The organism is Paracoccus stylophorae (genome assembly GCF_028553765.1).
GTDB classification, from domain to species: domain Bacteria; phylum Pseudomonadota; class Alphaproteobacteria; order Rhodobacterales; family Rhodobacteraceae; genus Paracoccus; species Paracoccus stylophorae.
Genome location: NZ_CP067134.1, coordinates 2,693,526 through 2,707,977, shown reverse-complemented (window position 1 = coordinate 2,707,977; position 14,452 = coordinate 2,693,526). Strand labels below are relative to the sequence as shown.

Genomic DNA, 14,452 nt, shown 5'->3' with positions numbered 1-14,452 from the left:
AGGCAAAGCCCGTTAACCGGGTCTTAACCGTTGCTATGGTATTGCGGATGCACGGTACAGGCGGGGACGCCGATGACCGTCCAAGGCAAAGCGCCCCGTTTCCTTGCGGAAGCGGGGCGTGATGGTTTTGCCTTGGTCGAAATATCCCGGGGGAGTCACCGCAAGGTGACGGGGGCAGTGCCCCCGCCTTTGGGGGCTCAGTTGGGGATTTCTGCGCCGATGCCTTCGACGAAGAAATTCATGCCCGACAATTCCTCGTCGGTGGCGGTCTGGCCCTCGGCCAGCCATTCGCTGCCGTCGGCCTTGTTCAGCGGGCCGGTGAACGGGTGGTATTCGCCCGAGGCGATCCTGTCCTTCAGCACCAGCGCCTCTTCCTTGACCTCGGCGGGCACGGCATCGGTAATCTCGCCGATCTCGACCTCGCCGTCGCCGATGCCGGCCCATGTGGATTTGGATTCCCATGTCCCGTCCAGCACCGCGCCGACCCGTTCGATGTAATAGGGCGCCCAGTTGTCGATGATCGAGGACACGCGCGGCGTCGGCTTGAAGGCGGCCATGTCGCTGGCCTGACCAAAGCCGATGGCGCCCGCCTCTTGCGCCTTGGCCAGCGGCGCGGTCGAATCGGTGTGCTGCAGGATCACGTCCACGCCTTCGGCCAGCAGAGCGGAGGCGGCATCGGCCTCTTTCGCGGGATCGAACCAGCTATAGGCCCAGACCACCTTCATCTCGACATCCGGATTGACCTTGCGGGCGTGGATGAAGCTGGAATTGATGCCCTGGATGACCTCGGGGATCGGGAACGAGCCGATATAGCCGATCTTGTTCGATTCGGTCATGCGTCCGGCGATGGTGCCCATCACCGCGCGGCCTTCATAGAAGCGCGCGTCATAGGTGGCGACGTTGTCGGCGCGCTTGTAGCCGGTGGCATGTTCGAACTTCACGTCGGGGAACTTGGCGGCGACGTTCATCACCGGGTCCATGAAGCCGAAGCTGGTGGCGAAGATCAGCTTGTTGCCGGCCAGCGCAAGCTGGGTCAGCGCGCGTTCGGCGTCGGCGCCTTCGGGCACGCTTTCGATATAGGTGGTCTCCACCCGGTCGCCGTATTCGGCCTCGATCGCCTGCCGGCCCTGATCGTGCTGATAGGTCCAGCCGCCATCGCCGACCGGTCCGACATAGATGAAGCCGACCTTCAGCGGCGCATCCTGCGCCAGGGCGGGGGCGGACAGGGCGACGGTCACGGCGGCGACGCCTGCGAAAAGATCTCTGCGGTTCATGTCATTCCTCTCTGTTGATGCCCTGCGTCAGCGCAGGGCGTGAAAGTTCCGGCCGAGCGAGCCGGGGGCGGCGCCCCCGGCGCGGCGGCTGAATTTCTGCCGGGCCGAGATCAGCACCAGCACGACGATGGTGGCAAGATAGGGCGCCATCGACAGCAACTGCACGGGCACCTTGATGCCGGCCGCCTGAAGGCGCAACTGCAGGACGGTGACGCCGCCGAACAGCCACGCCCCCGCCAGCACCCCCACCGCCGTCCAGTTCGAGAAGACCACAATGGCCAGCGCGATCCATCCCGCGCCCGCGGTCATGCCCTCGGTCCATTGCAGCACCGTGGCGATCGAGATGAAGGCGCCGCCGATCCCGGCCATCGCGCCGCCGAAACCGATGGCCGCCACCCGCGTGCCCCGCACCGAATAGCCAAGCGCGTGGGCCGCATCGTGATTTTCGCCCACCCCGCGCAGGATCAGACCGGGGCGAGAGCGGTTCAGGAACCACCACACCACCGGCACCATCGCGATTCCCAGCCAGACGATCCAGTTGATGCCCAATGGGCCGGCCATCATCGGCGGCGCCTTGATCCCCTCCAGCGGCTTGCCGAACAGCGCCGCCAGCCCCAGACCGAACAGCGTCAGCGCCAGCCCCGAGGCGACCTGATTGGCCAGCAGGAACTGGGTCAGCAGCGCGAACAGCATGGCGATGGCGGCCCCCGCCAGCCCCGCCGCGACAAAGCCCGCCAGCGGACTGCCGGTGGCGTGGGCGGCGGCGAATCCCGCCAGCGCGCCGGTAATCATCATCCCCTCGACGCCCAGATTCAGCACGCCCGCCCGTTCCACCACCAATTCGCCAAGCGCCGCGAACAGGATCGGCGTCGCGGCGGCCAGCAGCAGCAGAAAGACGGACAGCGGGTCGATCATGCGGTGATCCTTCGGGCGATGCGGAACCGGGTCAGCAGGTCGAAGCCGAGAAGAAAGAACAGCAGCATCCCCTGAAACACCTGCACGGTCGCGGCGGGCAGTTGCAGGGTCAGCTGCGCCAGTTCGCCCCCGATATAGGTCAGGGCCAGCAGCAGACCGGCCAGCAGGATGCCCACCGGGTGCAGCCGGCCCAGAAACGCGACGATGATGGCGGTAAAGCCATAGCCCGATCCGAAACTGTCGGTGATCTGGCCTGCGGGGCCCGCGACCTCGAACAGGCCCGCCATGCCGGCGAAGGCGCCCGACAGGCCCAGGCAGAAGGCGACAAGGGTTTCGGGCCTGACCCCGGCAAAGCGCGCGGCGCGCGGCGCAAGCCCGGCGGCACGGATATGGAAGCCGCGGATATGGCGGCTCATCAGGAACCATGTCGCCAGCACGGCCAGCGCGGCGGCGACCACGCCCCAATGCGCGCCGGTGCCCGCGATCAGTTCGGGATTCGCGGCCGGCGGATATTGTTGCAGGTTGCGCGAGCCCGGAAAGCCGAACCCCTCGGGGTTCTTCATCGGCCCGAACGCCATCCACGCCGCGATCTTCTGCGCGACATAGACCAGCATCAGCGACACCAGGATCTCGGACGCGCCGAACCAGTTGCGCAGCAGGGCAGGGATCATGCCCCACGCCCAGCCCCCAAGCGCACCGGCGGCGACCATGGCGGGAAAGATCCACGCCCCTTCGGCCGGATAGGCGGCCAGCGCCACGGCGGCACCGGTGATGCCGCCGAAGATGTATTGCCCCTCGGCCCCGATATTCCAGATCCCCGCGCGAAAACCGATCGCCAGACCCGAGGCGATCAGGATCAGCGGCGCGGCCTTGACCAGCAGTTGCGGGCGCGAATAGCCCGAGGCCATGCCGAACAGCGGGTCCCAGAAGATCGTGCGGATGGCGGCGAGCGGGTCGTGGCCCATCACCGCGAACAGCACCCCGCCCGCGATCATCGTCGCCAGCACCGCCAGCAGCGGCGTCGCGACCTGCCACGGGGCCGAGATTTCGGTTCGGGGAACCAGCCGGATCATAGATGCGCCACCTTCATGCCATGCGCGCCGCCCAGCATCAGCCCGATCTCGTCGATGCTGAGATCACGGGTCGGGCGCGAATCGGATAGACGACCCGCGTTTAGGGCGCAGAACCGGTCGGACAGTTCCATCAACTCGTCCAGATCCTGGCTGATGACGATGACGCCCGCGCCCGACCGCGCCAGATCCAGCAGCGACTGGCGCACGGCGGCGGCCGCGCCCGCATCGACGCCCCATGTGGGCTGGTTCACGACCAGCACCACCGGGTTCTGCAACACCTCGCGGCCGATCACGAATTTCTGCAGATTGCCGCCCGACAGCGCGCGCGCGGCGGTGCCGGGGCCGGGGGTGCGGACGTCGAAATCGCGGATCACCTGGCGGGCATAGTCGCGCGCGGCGTCGCGGTCGATCAGCCCGTTCCGGACAAGCTGCCGGCGCGGACCCGCGGTCAGAAGCGTGTTTTCGGTCAGGCTGAAATCGGGCACGGCGGCATGTCCCAGACGGTCTTCGGGCGCCGACAGCAGCCCGGCCGCACGCCGCGCCTGCGGCGCGGCGGCGGACAGATCGCGGTCTTCCAGCGCGATCGTTCCGGGCCGGCTGCGCATCTCGCCCGACAGGGCGGCCAGCAATTCCTCTTGCCCGTTGCCGGCGACGCCGCCGATGCCCAGAATCTCGCCCGCGCGCAGGGTCAGGCTGAGGGATTTCAGCGCCGTGCCCTCGGCATTCGGGGCGGGCAGCGACAGATCGTCGATGTCCAACAGGACCCGGCCCGCCTGCCGGCCGCTGCGGTCGATGACCCGCATCTCGCCGCCGACCATCATCGCGGCCAGTTGGCGCGCCGAATGGGCGCGCGGATCGCAGCTGTCGACCACCCGGCCAAGCCGCAGGATCGTCGCGCGGTCGCAATGGCTGCGGATTTCCTCAAGCTTGTGGCTGATATACAGGATCGCGGTTCCCTGATCGGCCAGCTTGCGCAAGGTGTGAAACAGCAGTTCCGCCTCTTGCGGGGTCAGGACGCTGGTGGGTTCGTCCATGATCAGAAGCCGCGGGTCCTGCAACAGGCAGCGCACGATCTCGACCCGCTGGCGTTCGCCCGCCGACAGGGTGACGATGCGGCGGGCCGGATTCAGCGGCAGGCCGAAATCGTTGCTGACCTGCGTGATCCGCGCGGCCAGTTCGCGGCGCGGCGGCGGATTTTCCATCCCCAGGGCGATGTTTTCGGCGACCGTCAGCGCGTCGAACAGCGAGAAATGCTGGAACACCATCGCGACGCCCGCGGCCCGCGCAGCGCGCGGATCGGCCGGTTCGTGGGGCGCGCCGTTCAGGAACATCCGCCCGTCATCGGGCCGCACCAGCCCATAGATCATCTTGACCAGCGTGGACTTGCCCGCGCCGTTCTCGCCCAAAAGGGCGTGGATCTCGCCCGGGGCGACCTGAAAGGACACGTCGTCATTGGCGCGAACGCCGGGATAGGACTTGCCGATCCCTTCGGTCCGGAACACCGCTGCCACCGCCAAATTTGTCCCTCCGGTCAAAGCCTTTCCCTGTCTAGCGCGACAGACGGGCTTTGGGCAATTGCGCTGTTTGGACAGGCTGGGATATCGTCGCGCCATGGCGACCACATCCCCCCGATTCATCCATCTGCGCACCCATTCCGAACATTCGCTGCTGGAAGGCGCGATTCCCGTGGCCAGGCTGCCTGCGCTGGCCGCCGAGGCGGGGATGCCCGCCGTCGCGCTGACCGACACCAACGCGATGTTCGCCGCGCTGGAGTTCAGCGTGAAGGCGATGGACAAGGGCGTGCAGCCCATCGTCGGCTGCCAGGTCACGCTTGAGGCCGAGGCGACGGGTCCGGTCGTCCTGCTGGCGCAGAACCAGACCGGGTGGCTGAACCTGATGGCGCTGTCCACCTGCCTGTATCTGCGGGCCGATGGCAGCCTGCCCCATGTCACGCTGGATGAACTATGCGCCCGCGCCGACGGGTTGATCTGCCTGACGGGCGGGGCGACGGGGCCGTTGGGCCTGTTGATCGCGCGCGGACAGGCGGACCGGGCGGCGGCGCTGGCCCATCGGCTGGCGCAGGCGTTTCCGAGCCGGCTTTACATCGAATTGCAGCGCCACCCGGGCGAGAACGGGCAGCTGATGGCCGCCGAGGCCGCGTCCGAATCGGGCCTGATCGACCTGGCCTATGCACGCGAACTGCCGCTGGTGGCCACCAATGACGTCTATTTCCCCAAGCCCGATCTTTACGAGGCGCATGACGCGCTGATCTGCATCGCCGAAAAGGCCTATGTCGATCAGTCGCAGCCCCGCCGCCGCCTGACGCCGCAGCATTACTTCAAATCGGCCGAGGAAATGGCGGTGCTGTTCGCCGATCTGCCCGAGGCGCTGGAAAACACCGTCGAGATCGCCCGCCGCTGCGCCTTTGCGGTTGAACGGCACAAGCCGATCCTGCCCCGCTTCGCCGATGACGAGGTCGAGGAGTTGCGCCGTCAGGCCAAACAGGGGCTTGAGGCGCGGCTGCGCGTCATTCCCCACGCCGTGCCGGTCGAGGAGTATCACGCGCGCCTGGAGTTCGAGCTGGGCATCATCGAACAGATGGGCTTTCCCGGCTATTTCCTGATCGTGGCGGATTTCATCAAATGGGCCAAGGATCACGATATTCCCGTGGGGCCGGGGCGTGGGTCGGGCGCGGGCAGCCTGGTGGCCTATGCGCTGACCATCACCGATCTGGACCCGCTGCGCTATTCCCTGCTGTTCGAGCGGTTCCTGAATCCCGAACGCGTCAGCATGCCCGATTTCGACATCGATTTCTGCATGGATCGCCGGGAAGAGGTGATCCGCTATGTGCAGGACAAATACGGCAAGGAAAAGGTCGGACAGATCATCACCTTCGGTGCGCTGCTGTCCAAGGCCGCGGTGCGCGATGTGGGCCGGGTGCTGCAACTGCCGTTCATGCAGGTGGACCGGCTGTCCAAGATGATCCCGGTCGAGGGGGTGAAACCCGTCAGCATCGCCCGCGCCCGCGCCGAGGAGCCGCGCCTGCGCGAGGCCGCGCGCGAAGAGGTGGTGGGCCGCCTGCTGGATTACGCCGAAAAGATCGAGGGGCTTTACCGCAACGCCTCGACCCATGCGGCGGGGGTGGTGATCGGCGACCGTCCGCTGGACCGGCTGGTGCCCCTGTATCGCGATCTGGGGTCGGACATGCCGGCGACGCAGTTCAACATGAAATGGGTCGAACAGGCCGGGCTGGTCAAGTTCGACTTTCTGGGGCTGAAGACGCTGACGGTGATCCAGAACGCCGTCGATCTGATCAATGCGGGCGGGCGGCCGCTGCATGTCGCGGCCGACGGGCGCAGGCTGTACGATCCGCCCGAAGGGGCCGAGAACCAGATCAACGCCATCCCGCTGGAGGACGAGGCGACCTATGATTTGTTCGCATCCGCTCGGACGGTGGCCGTGTTCCAGGTGGAATCCAGCGGCATGATGGACGCGCTGCGCCGGATGCGGCCGACCTGCATCGAGGATATCGTGGCGCTGGTCGCGCTGTATCGTCCCGGCCCGATGGAGAACATCCCGACCTATTGCGACGTCAAGAACGGCGCCCGCGATCTGGAATCGATCCATCCGCTGATCGACCATATCCTTGAAGAAACGCAGGGCATCATCGTCTATCAGGAACAGGTGATGCAGATCGCGCAGGTGATGGCGGGATATTCGCTTGGGGGGGCCGACCTGCTGCGCCGCGCGATGGGCAAGAAGATCGCGGCCGAGATGGCCAAGGAACGCCCCAAATTCATCAAGGGCAGCATCGAGAACGGCGTGTCCGAGAAGAAGGCGGGCGAGGTGTTCGACCTGCTGGAAAAATTCGCCAATTACGGCTTCAACAAATCGCACGCGGCGGCCTATGCGGTGGTCAGCTATCAGACGGCGTGGCTGAAGGCCAATCACCCGGTCGAATTCATGGCGGCGGTGATGAACTGCGACATTCACCTGACCGACAAGCTGGCAATCTATAAACGCGAATGCGACCGCATGGGGATCGAGATCGTGGCCCCCTGCGTGAACCGGTCGGCGTCTAAATTCACCGTCCGCGACGGGCGCATTCATTACGCGTTGGGGGCGCTGAAGGGGGTCGGCATCGATGCGATGGGGCTGATCGAACAGGCACGCGGCGATACGGCATTCGTCGACATGCACGACTTTGCCCGGCGCGTGGACATGAAGCGCGTGGGCAAGCGGCCGTTGGAGATGCTGGCGCGGGCGGGCGCCTTCGATGCGCTGGACGACAACCGGGCAAGGGTGCTGAAATCGCTGGACGGGCTGGTTGCGTGGTCGGCCGCGGTGCAGGATCAGGCCGCCTCAAGCCAGTCGTCGCTGTTCGGCGGGGGCGAGGATCTGCCGCCGCCGCGTCCGGCGCTGGCCCCGATCTGGCTGCCGACCGAAAAGCTGGGCGAGGAGCACCGGGCCGTCGGCTTCTACCTGTCGGGGCATCCGCTGGACGATTACCTGCCCGCCCTGCGCCGCAAGCAGGTCCAGACCCTGGCCCAGATCAGCGCCCAGGCGGCGGGCGGGCCGCTTGTCGCGTCGATCGCGGGCACGGTGGCGGCGCGGATGGAACGCAAATCGGCCAAGGGCACGCAATACGCCTTTGTCAGCCTGTCGGACCCGACCGGGCTTTACGAGGTCACGGTATTCTCGGATCTGCTGAACGCATCCCGCGACCGGCTGGAACCGGGCGAGAACGTGGTCTTGCAGGTCAAGGTCGAGCCGTCGGGCGATCAGGTCAAGATGCTGGCCAACTCGGTCGCGCGGCTTGAGGATGCGGTGGCGGATGCCGGTGCCGGCTGCCTTGCGGTCGAGATGCAGGGTGCCGATACCATCCCGCGACTGGCCGAGGTTCTGGGCCGCATCCGCACCGAGATCGCGGTGCCGGCGCGCAATCGCGGCCCCGTCCTGCTGCGCATCCGCGAGGGGCACGACCTGATCGAGATCGAGGTGGCCAACGACGCCCCGCTGACCACGCCGGCGCGTCAGGCCCTGCGCGCGGTTCCGGGCGTCGTCGAGGTCATCGAGGAATAGGGGCCGGGTCTGGCATCGCGCCCCGCATTTCGGTGCGAGGGCGCGGGCGGCACCCCCCCGGCACTGGCGGCAAGCCTATTCGCCGTTATCGTGTCTGCGGTCCTCATCCGCGTCGATCACGTCCATCAGGCTGCAATCGGCCGAGTTGCCGAACGTGGCCCAGTTGCCGTCTTCGCCCGGATGGGGCAATTCGTCGGGGTTCCAGGTCAGGTGCATGTTCGTCTTGGCGATCATCAGCCCGGTGACCGGCGCGGTCAGGAACAGAAACAGCGTGATCAGCAATTCATGCCAGCTGAGATGTTCCCCGAAAAACCCGAACCACAGCAGAGAGGCCATCAGCACGCCCCCGACGCCAAGCGTCGCGGCTTTGGTGGGCGCATGCAGGCGGGTCATCTGGTCGGGCAGCTTGACCAGACCGAAAGACCCGACCAGCCCGAAGAAGCCGCCCAGAACCAGCATGGCCGAGATCAGGATTTCCGCGATCATCTCTGTGTTCCCCCCTCTTATTCGATCACGTCGCCGCGCAGCAGGAACTTGGCATAGGCCACGGTCGACACGAACCCGACCATCGCGAACAGCATCATGATCTCGAAATACATGGTGGTGTCGTGCAGGATGCCGAACAGCGCGATCAGCGCGATCATGTTGATGGCCATGGTGTCCAGCGCCAGCACCCGGTCGCCCACGCCGGGCGCGAAGACGACGCGGTAAAGACAGAACAACTGGCCGATCCCGAAACAGGCGAAGGCAAAGTAAAGCGCGTATCCGATCATTCGAAGATCTCCTGCAGCCGGGCCTCGTAGCGGTTCTTGATGTCCAGGATCACCGATTCCGGTTCCGGCGCGTGCAGGCAATGCACCAGCAGCGCATGTCCGTCCTGCGACAGATCCGAACTGACCGTTCCGGGCGTCAGCGTGATCGTGCCGGCCAGCACCGTGATCGCCTCGGGCGAGCGGATGTCCAGCGGGATCGTGATCCAGGCCGGTTGCAGGCGGCTGTTGGGCTTGAACAGGATGATCATCGCCACCTGCACATTGGCAACCATGATGTCCCAGAACACGAGCAGCAGATAGGCCGCGATCTTGCCGGGATGGCGCAGCTTTGCGCGGTCGGGCCAGTAAGGCTCGGTCAGGGCCGGGATCGCGATGCTGAGCAGGATGGCAAAGACCAGCGACCCCCACGCGAAATGGTTGACCAGCAGCATCCAGATCACGACCAGCAGCGCGGACAGATAGGGATGGGGGAAAAGACGGCGGATCATCGCGACCCCTCCTGCCGGCGCAGCACCGATTCGTGGTAAAGTTCGGGCGTGTTCAGCTGAATGGCGGTGTCCTGAAGATAGCGCGTGACCGGCCCCGCGAACAGCGTCAGCGCGACCGACCCGGCCAGCAGCGTGCCCGTCGCCATGAACGACAGCCACGGCGCGGCGGAATCGTCGACATCCTGGATCGGCTCGTCGGTTTCCAGCTTGGTCGGGATCGGGCCGGGGGCCGGCGGCTCTCCCTCATCGGTGTCGTTGCCGGGTTCGGGGTCCATCTCGTGCGATTTCCAGAACAGGATCGACCCGGCGCGGGCAAAGGCCACCAGCGCGATCAGCGAGGTGACAAGGATCACCGACCAGATCGCGGGCATCCACGGATCGGCCTGTCTTGCGCTGAGGATCATCAGCTTGCCCAGAAAGCCCGACAGCGGCGGCAGGCCGACGATGGCGATGCCGGTGGCGAAAAACAGCGCCGAGACCAGCCCGGTATTGCGAATGGCCGGCCTGAGGCGCAGCCAGAAATCCCCGCCCCGCCGCGCCGCGATCAGATCGACGACCAGAAACAGCGCGCCCCCCGCCAGCGTCGAATGGATCAGATAGTAAAGCCCCGCCGTCAGCCCCGGCGTGTCGAACCGCGCCACCGCGATCATCAGCGTCCCGATCGAGGCGATGGCAGCGAAGGACGCCAGACGGGTCAGGCTGCGCGTGCCCAGAACGCCGATCTGACCCAGGGTCAGGGTGATCAGCGCCGTGGGCAGGATCAGGTCGGTGGCGATGGTCTCAATCACCGAATCCTGCGGAAAGACCAGCGTGAAGAAGCGGATGATGGCATAGACGCCGACCTTGGTCATGATCGCGAACAGCGCGGCGACCGGGCCGGGCGCGTTGGCATAGGTCGAGGGTAGCCAGAAATGCAAGGGCACGATGGCGGCCTTGATCGCGAAGACCAGCAGCAGCAGCACCGCGCCGGTGCGCAGCAGGGCCGTGTCCTCGGCCGGCATCATCGCCACGCGTTCGGCCATGTCGGCCATGTTCAGCGTGCCCGTCACCGCGTAAAGTGTCCCAAGCGCGGCCAGAAACAGCGTCGATCCGGCCAGGTTGTAGCTGATATACTGCACGCCCGCGCGCAGCCGCATCGGCCCGCCGCCATGGATCATCAGCCCATAGCTGGCGATCAGCAGGATCTCGAAGAACACGAACAGGTTGAACGCGTCGCCGGTCAGGAACGCGCCGTTCAGCCCCATCAGCTGGAACAGCCACAGCGAATGGAAATGCCACCCCTTGCGGTCCCATCCCGACCCGATGGCATAAAGCTGCACCGCCAGGGCAAGGACCGCCGTCAGCAGCAGCATCAGCGCCGCAAGCCGGTCCAGCATCAGCACGATGCCGAACGGCGCCGGCCAGTTGCCAAGCCGATAGACGTGAACATCGCCATCCGCCGCCATCGTGTTCAGCTTCAGCGCGACGGCCAGGATCAGCAGGCTGCCGATGACGCCGAAGACGCGCTGCTGCAACAGATCGTGACGCATCCACAGGACCATCAGCGGCCCCAGAAGGGCGGGCAGCAGGACCGGAACGATCAGCCAGTGGGTCATGCGGTCTCGTCCTCGGTCAGCGCAGGGTCGTCGACGGTCTTCAGCTTCGGCATGATCCGGTCGTCATCGGGCATGTCGATATGGTCGTCGCCGCTTTCGATGAAGGCGCCAAGCGCCATCATCACCACGACCGCGGTCATCCCGAACGAGATCACGATGGCGGTCAGGACCAGCGCCTGCGGCAGCGGATCGGTATAGTCGGCGACATCGACCTGGGCGTGTCCGTGAAGGATCGGCGGCATGTGCACGACCAGCCGCCCGGTCGTGAACAGGAAGGCATTGATTGCATAGGTCAGCATGGTCATGCCCAGAACCACCGCGAAGGTGCGCAGGCGCAGGATCAGATAGGTGCCGGCGGCAGCGGTCGCGCCGATGGCCGAGGCGACAAGCAGTTCCATCAGGTCGTCTCCTTCGGCTGTTCGCTGCTGAGGTCGATATCCATCGGCCGCTTGTTCACCGTCTCGCCCGCCTTGCGCGCGATCCGCGACAGCGAATTCAGCGCCAGCATCACTGCGCCGACGACGCACAGGAACACGCCCAGATCGAAGCCCATGGCAGTCGCCAGCTCGAATTCCTCAAGGAACGGCAGCTTGATGTAGCCGTAATCCGAGGTCAGGAACGGCCGGCCGTTGAACCACGCCCCGATCCCGGTGACGCCGGCGGCCACGACGCCCGCGCCGATCAGCGCGTGATAGGGCAGGCGCTGCCGGTCCTGCGCCCAGGCATAGCCCGAGGCCATGTATTGCATCAGCAGCGCGATGGCCACGACCAGCCCGGCGATGAACCCGCCGCCGGGCTCGTTATGCCCGCGCAGGAAGATATACAGCCCGACGACCAGCGAAATGGGCAGGATCACCCGCGTCGCGATGACCAGGATCAGCGGATGGCGGTCGCCCGCGCGGCGCTGTTCGTGGACCCAGTTGGTCAGGCGCCGGGCCGAACGCCCCTCCAGCAGGGTCTGGGTCAGCGCAAAGATCGCCAGCGCGGCGATGCCCAGCACCGTGATCTCGCCGAACGTGTCATAGCCGCGGAAATCGACCAGGATGACGTTGACGACGTTGTCGCCGCCGCCCAGCTTGTAGCTGTTTTCCAGCATGTAGCTGGAGATCGTCGGAAAGGCGAAATCGCTGCGCAGCACCGCATAGGTCAGCGACCCGAATCCCAGCCCGGCCAGCGTGGCGATGAAGGCGTCCCATCCGCGATGGACCGAACTGGTTTCGGTCAGCGTCCGCTTGGGCAGGAAATTCAGCGCCAGCAACAGCAGGATGACCGTCACCACCTCGACCGAGATCTGGGTCAGCGCAAGATCGGGGGCCGAGAAATATCCGAAGAACACCGATGTGACCAGCCCGACGATGCCCACCAGCACCAGCGCCAGCACGCGGACGCGGTGAAAGAACACCATGCAGCCCGTCGCCACCATCAGCATCAGCCAGCCGATGAAGGGCACCGGATGAACCGGCAGCATCGGCCGGCTGAACGTCCCGGTTTCGCCCGTGAACCAGGCGAAGACGCCGGCAAACAGCGTCGTCAGCGTGAACGCGGCCAGCGCGCGCGGCATCGAGCCGTTGGTCACCCCGTCCGTCACCGCCCGCCCGGCAAGCACGCAGCGCAGCACGATCCAGTCGAAGATCGCCTTGGCCTCGGGGCGCGGGGCGCCGTTCCACGCCGACAGCAGCGGCCGGTGCATCGACAGCAGGATCGCGCCGCCCGCGACCGCGATCATCGACATGATCAGCGCCGCGTTCACGCCGTGCCACAGCGAGATATGGGCATGGGCCGCGTGGCCGGTGACGGCGCTGGCCGAGGCATCGACCAGCCAGCCCGCCATGGTGTTCGGAAACAGCCCGATCAGCACGACCAGCACCGTCAGCAGCCCCGGACCGGCCCACATGCCAAAGCCCGGATCGTGCGGATGGTGGGGATAGTCGTCGCGCGCATCGCCCAGAAAGACCTGCACGATGAAGCGCAGCGAATAGCAGACGGAAAACAGCGCCGCGAAGGTCGCCACGACCATGAAGATCTGGCGCGCCATTTCCAGATGGCTGACCTCGTACAGCATCATCTCCTTCGACAGGAAACCGTTCAGCGGCGGGATGCCCGCCATCGACAGCGCCGCGACCGTGCCGATCAGGAAGGTGACGGGCATCAGCTTTCGCAGCCCGCCAAGCCGCGCGATGGACCGTGTGCCGGTCTCGTGGTCGATGATGCCGGCGGTCATGAACAGCGCCGCCTTGAAGGTGGCGTGGTTGATGATGTGGAACACCGCGGCGATGGCGGCCGCCTCGGTGCCGAACCCCAGAAGCATGGTGATCAGACCCAGATGGCTGACCGTCGAGAACGCCAGCAGCGCCTTGAGATCGTCTTTGAACGTCGCGATCACCGCCCCAAGCGTCATGGTGATCAGCCCGGTCGTGCCGACGATCCAGAACCATTGTTCGGTCCCCGCCAGCACCGGCCACAGCCGCGCCATCAGGAACAGCCCCGCCTTGACCATCGTGGCGCTGTGCAGATAGGCGCTGACGGGGGTGGGCGCGGCCATCGCGTGGGGCAACCAGAAATGGAACGGGAACTGCGCCGATTTGGTGAACGCGCCGATCAGGATCAGGATCAGGGCGGTGGTATAATGCGGGCTGGCCTGAATCGCCTCTTTCGCGTTCAGGATGTCGCTGATGTCATAGCTGCCGGCGATCCGGCCCAGGATCAGCATGCCCGCGATCATCGCCAGCCCGCCCATGCCCGTCACCGTCAGCGCCATCCGCGCGCCCTGCCGCCCCTCGGGCAGGTGGCGCCAATAGCCGATCAGCAGGAACGACGACAGCGAGGTCAGTTCCCAGAAGATCAGCAGAAGCAGGATGTTGTCGGACAGCACGATGCCCACCATCGCGCCCTGAAACAGCATCAGATAGGTATAGAACTTGCCGATCGAGTCGCTGCGCGACAGATAGAATCGCGCATAAAGGATGATCAGCAGCCCGATCCCCAGGATCAGGATGGCAAACAGAAGCGCCAGCCCGTCGATGCGAAAATTCGCGTTCAGCTGGATCAGTGGCAGCCAGTCGAAGCGCGCCAGAATGATCTCGCCGCGCATGATGGCGGGGATGTGCAGCAGCAATCCAAGCAGCGCCAGAAAGGTCGCGGTGCCGCAGGCGGTCGCGGCGACGGTGCGTCCGGAACGGATCAGAAGACCAGGCAACAAGGCCCCGATGAAGGGCAGCAGGGCAATGAGGGCTGGCGACATGGGTCCTCGTT

At 65.9% G+C, this 14,452-nt stretch carries 11 protein-coding genes; 1 reads left to right on the top strand and 10 read right to left on the bottom strand.

Annotated elements, in window-relative coordinates; translation table 11 throughout:
- Positions 1-197 precede the first annotated feature (197 nt).
- The 4 genes from JHW45_RS13355 to JHW45_RS13340 are packed head-to-tail and all read right to left on the bottom strand — an operon-like array spanning position 198 to position 4,773.
- Positions 198-1,274, bottom strand: a complete 1,077-nt coding sequence (locus tag JHW45_RS13355; RefSeq protein WP_272858093.1) for a BMP family ABC transporter substrate-binding protein — start codon at positions 1,272-1,274, stop codon at positions 198-200.
- A 27-nt stretch (positions 1,275-1,301) separates the two neighbouring features.
- Positions 1,302-2,189 (bottom strand): ABC transporter permease, encoded by an 888-nt coding sequence (locus JHW45_RS13350; protein WP_272858092.1) that lies wholly within the window; start codon positions 2,187-2,189, stop codon positions 1,302-1,304.
- Positions 2,186-3,262, bottom strand: a complete 1,077-nt coding sequence (locus JHW45_RS13345; protein ID WP_272858091.1) for an ABC transporter permease — start codon at positions 3,260-3,262, stop codon at positions 2,186-2,188. Before JHW45_RS13345 ends, JHW45_RS13350 begins: the two co-directional genes overlap by 4 nt.
- Positions 3,259-4,773, bottom strand: a complete 1,515-nt coding sequence (locus JHW45_RS13340) for an ABC transporter ATP-binding protein (protein WP_272858090.1) — start codon at positions 4,771-4,773, stop codon at positions 3,259-3,261. The genes JHW45_RS13345 and JHW45_RS13340 overlap by 4 nt, the downstream gene beginning before the upstream one ends.
- A gap of 100 nt (positions 4,774-4,873) precedes the next feature.
- Here JHW45_RS13340 and dnaE point away from each other — a divergent pair, with 100 nt between their 5' ends.
- Positions 4,874-8,344, top strand: coding sequence for a DNA polymerase III subunit alpha (gene dnaE / locus JHW45_RS13335; RefSeq protein WP_272858089.1), 3,471 nt, complete (start codon positions 4,874-4,876; stop codon positions 8,342-8,344).
- A 75-nt stretch (positions 8,345-8,419) separates the two neighbouring features.
- On the opposite strand, the gene JHW45_RS13330 is transcribed toward dnaE, so the two are convergent.
- From JHW45_RS13330 to JHW45_RS13305, 6 genes are read right to left on the bottom strand one after another with little or no spacing between them, the layout of a single operon-like run.
- Positions 8,420-8,830 (bottom strand): Na+/H+ antiporter subunit G, encoded by a 411-nt coding sequence (locus JHW45_RS13330; protein ID WP_272858088.1) that lies wholly within the window; start codon positions 8,828-8,830, stop codon positions 8,420-8,422.
- A 17-nt stretch (positions 8,831-8,847) separates the two neighbouring features.
- Positions 8,848-9,117, bottom strand: a complete 270-nt coding sequence (locus JHW45_RS13325) for a K+/H+ antiporter subunit F (protein ID WP_272858087.1) — start codon at positions 9,115-9,117, stop codon at positions 8,848-8,850.
- A complete protein-coding gene (locus tag JHW45_RS13320) occupies positions 9,114-9,605 on the bottom strand; it encodes a Na+/H+ antiporter subunit E (protein WP_272858086.1) in 492 nt (163 codons plus the stop codon). Before JHW45_RS13320 ends, JHW45_RS13325 begins: the two co-directional genes overlap by 4 nt.
- Entirely contained in the window at positions 9,602-11,200 is a 1,599-nt protein-coding gene (locus JHW45_RS13315; protein ID WP_272858085.1) for a monovalent cation/H+ antiporter subunit D, read from the bottom strand. The genes JHW45_RS13320 and JHW45_RS13315 overlap by 4 nt, the downstream gene beginning before the upstream one ends.
- Positions 11,197-11,598, bottom strand: coding sequence for a Na+/H+ antiporter subunit C (locus JHW45_RS13310; RefSeq protein WP_272858084.1), 402 nt, complete (start codon positions 11,596-11,598; stop codon positions 11,197-11,199). The genes JHW45_RS13315 and JHW45_RS13310 overlap by 4 nt, the downstream gene beginning before the upstream one ends.
- Entirely contained in the window at positions 11,598-14,441 is a 2,844-nt protein-coding gene (locus JHW45_RS13305; protein WP_272858083.1) for a monovalent cation/H+ antiporter subunit A, read from the bottom strand. The genes JHW45_RS13310 and JHW45_RS13305 overlap by 1 nt, the downstream gene beginning before the upstream one ends.
- Positions 14,442-14,452: the final 11 nt, after the last annotated feature.